The sequence below is a fragment of the Mesorhizobium sp. M7A.F.Ca.CA.001.10.2.1 genome (assembly GCF_003998575.1).
Classification (GTDB): Bacteria; Pseudomonadota; Alphaproteobacteria; order Rhizobiales; family Rhizobiaceae; genus Mesorhizobium.
The window spans coordinates 1-2,383 of record NZ_RZQY01000805.1; the positions used below are offsets into that span (position 1 = coordinate 1).

The following is a 2,383-nucleotide window of genomic DNA, read 5'->3' on the forward strand; positions in this document are numbered from 1 at the left end:
ACGTTATCGACGATGCCTTCAAGGCCGGCGACTTCGAGGGCCTCGGCGTGGCGTTGGGCGGCTCTTCCCGCTGGTTCGACGAGCGCATGCCGTTCGAGCTCGGCCTCGGGCATCCGCTGGAATATGCGATCTATTGGAGCCCCGTCGGCTTCATCTCGTCTTTGCTGGATGCCGGCTCGAATCCAAACTATCAGGATCACGGTGGGTTTCCGTCCATCATTGCAGCGCTGTCCACCGACCGCGCCGACCGGCTGGACATCGTGCGGGTTTTGATCGACGGCGGTGCCGACCCCAACATGCGGGGCGTCAACGACTGGACGCCGCTGCACTATTCGGTGGCCATCCGCAGTGTCGATGCGATCGGCCTGCTTTTGGCGGCGGGCGCCGACCCGGTGCTCGAAACCCGCATCGATGACTACAGGACCGCGATCGAGGAAGCCGAGATTGCCGGCTTTGAAGGCGGTGCTTCCTTGCTGCGCGATGCGATGGCCGGGCGCAACTGACGGACAGTGAGTTGGGGCGCGACGAAACCACCGCCAGCAAATGCCAGGCTGATCTCAGACCTTCTTCAACCCCGCCTTGAAGCGTTTGCCATTGGCGACATAGTGCGCCGCCGAGCCGCGCAACCTGGCCACGGCCGCGTCGTCCAGCACCCTGATCGCCTTGGCCGGCGAACCGACGATCAGCGAATTGTCCGGGAATTCCTTGCCTTCGGTGACCAGCGCACCGGCGCCGACCAGGCAATTCCTGCCGATTTTCGCGCCGTTCAGCACGATGGCGCCCATGCCGATCAGGCTGTTGTCGCCGATCGTGCAGCCATGCAGCAAGGCGCGGTGGCCGATCGTGCAGCCTTCCCCGATCGTCAGCGGGAAACCGGGATCGGTGTGCATGACCGTATGTTCCTGCACATTGGTGTCGGCACCGATGACGATGGGCTCATTGTCGCCGCGGATGACGGCGCCGAACCAGAAGCCGGCATTGCGTCCGACCCTGACGTCGCCGATCAGCGTCGCATCGGGTGCGATCCAGTTCGAACCCGCATCGGCGAAGCTGGGCTCTGTTCCATCGATCGCATAAAGCGGCATTTCTGGTCTCCGAATCGTCTCAAGCTGGCAGCTCGGACCCTAGGAGACGGACCGTCCATGAGGCAATGGCAAGCACGACGACGCCCAGCGCCAAGGTCCACGCAATTGCCGTGCAGCCGCAGGACATCAGCGCCAACGTTGAAATGCGGCGCTGACGCCGGGCATCGATGGCATCATTGACCAGCATGAAGGGTCCGGCACAGGCAGTGGCGAGCAGCGAGCGCAAGACATGTGACGGCGACACATAGGGTTCGGTGAAGGCGACCTTGCGGCCCGACACCAGTTCCATAGCCGATCCGGCCAGCCCGCAGGCCGTCAACCCGACGGCAAAAGCAAAGAGTGTGAGTTCCAGCGGTCCCATCTTAACTTTCCATTTACCATGAAATTGCACAGTCGTTCCACGCAGGCTGCAAGAGCCGTGCCGTACGATGTGTGCCGCCCAGGGACACTGGAGGCGGACGGACGGCCCGAGATCCGAGGACTGAGATGAAGCAGGCAGCGCTCGCCAACGAACTCACTGTGGTCGATTCCAGGCTGATGAAGCGGGTGCTCTACGGATTCGCGGCGCTGGCCCTGCTTTCAGCAGCGATCAGCCTTGCAGGCAAATGGTTTGGCCATTCGATCGCCATGGCCGGATACACCGACGACGCAACGATGCACCAAGTGGTGATCGGCAACAATGTCATCACGGTCCCGGCCAACGCCATCCGTTTCGCCCAGGCCCGGCGCGACGGCATCGCCTCGCGGCTCGACCTCTATCTGCGCTATCCCCAGATGGACGGCTACAGCGAGGCCGCGCGGGATGATTTCAACCATACGGGGACAGCCAAAAGCATCGTCTTTCTGGCCTTCGAACAGCAGATGATGTCGCGTGACATGAGTGGCCGCTTCGCGCCGATCTACAGCGCGTTGATCATCCAACCCGGCATTGTCGGGCCTGGCGGCACGATGATTTATGGTTTCAACGAGAAATCAGGCTATCTGAACGAGGTGCTGGTTGTCGGCAATCGCCCCGGCAAGGAGCCGTTTGTGGCCCGTTGCCTGAGCGGACCGAGTGCCGACCAATCGCTGGCGCCTTGCGAGCGCGACATCCAGGTCGGCGACGAGCTCAGCCTCACCTATCGCTTCCCAAGGGAGTTTCTGGGCGATTGGCAGGCGCTCGACGCGGCAATCGCCACTGAAGCCGGGCGCGTCCTGAAAACAGGACGTTAAGAAAGCCTCGGAAGGTCCGGCCGGCCGGCCGCATTCGAGGCGGAGCCGGCCGAGCGCAAAATCGCTGGCTCAGGCCAGATCGATGT

General features: G+C 62.8%; 4 protein-coding genes. 2 read left to right on the plus strand and 2 right to left on the minus strand.

Annotation, left to right across the window (positions count from 1 at the left end):
* The first annotated feature begins 5 nt into the window (after window positions 1-5).
* Complete coding sequence (locus EN964_RS31960) at window positions 6-503, plus strand: ankyrin repeat domain-containing protein (protein ID WP_245490709.1); 498 nt, start codon at window positions 6-8, stop codon at window positions 501-503.
* 54 nt (window positions 504-557) lie between these two features.
* Here the strand turns inward: EN964_RS31960 and EN964_RS31965 are convergent, their stop codons facing one another.
* Window positions 558-1,085 carry a gamma carbonic anhydrase family protein gene (locus EN964_RS31965; protein ID WP_127271824.1) on the minus strand — a complete coding sequence of 176 codons (528 nt, stop codon included), beginning with the start codon at window positions 1,083-1,085 and terminating at the stop codon, window positions 558-560.
* Window positions 1,086-1,104: 19 nt separating this feature from the next.
* On the minus strand, window positions 1,105-1,446 hold the full coding sequence (locus tag EN964_RS31970) for a hypothetical protein (protein WP_127271612.1): 342 nt from the start codon (window positions 1,444-1,446) through the stop codon (window positions 1,105-1,107).
* Window positions 1,447-1,571: 125 nt separating this feature from the next.
* Here EN964_RS31970 and EN964_RS31975 point away from each other — a divergent pair, with 125 nt between their 5' ends.
* Window positions 1,572-2,297 carry a hypothetical protein gene (locus EN964_RS31975; protein WP_127271611.1) on the plus strand — a complete coding sequence of 242 codons (726 nt, stop codon included), beginning with the start codon at window positions 1,572-1,574 and terminating at the stop codon, window positions 2,295-2,297.
* The last annotated feature ends 86 nt before the right edge of the window (window positions 2,298-2,383 follow it).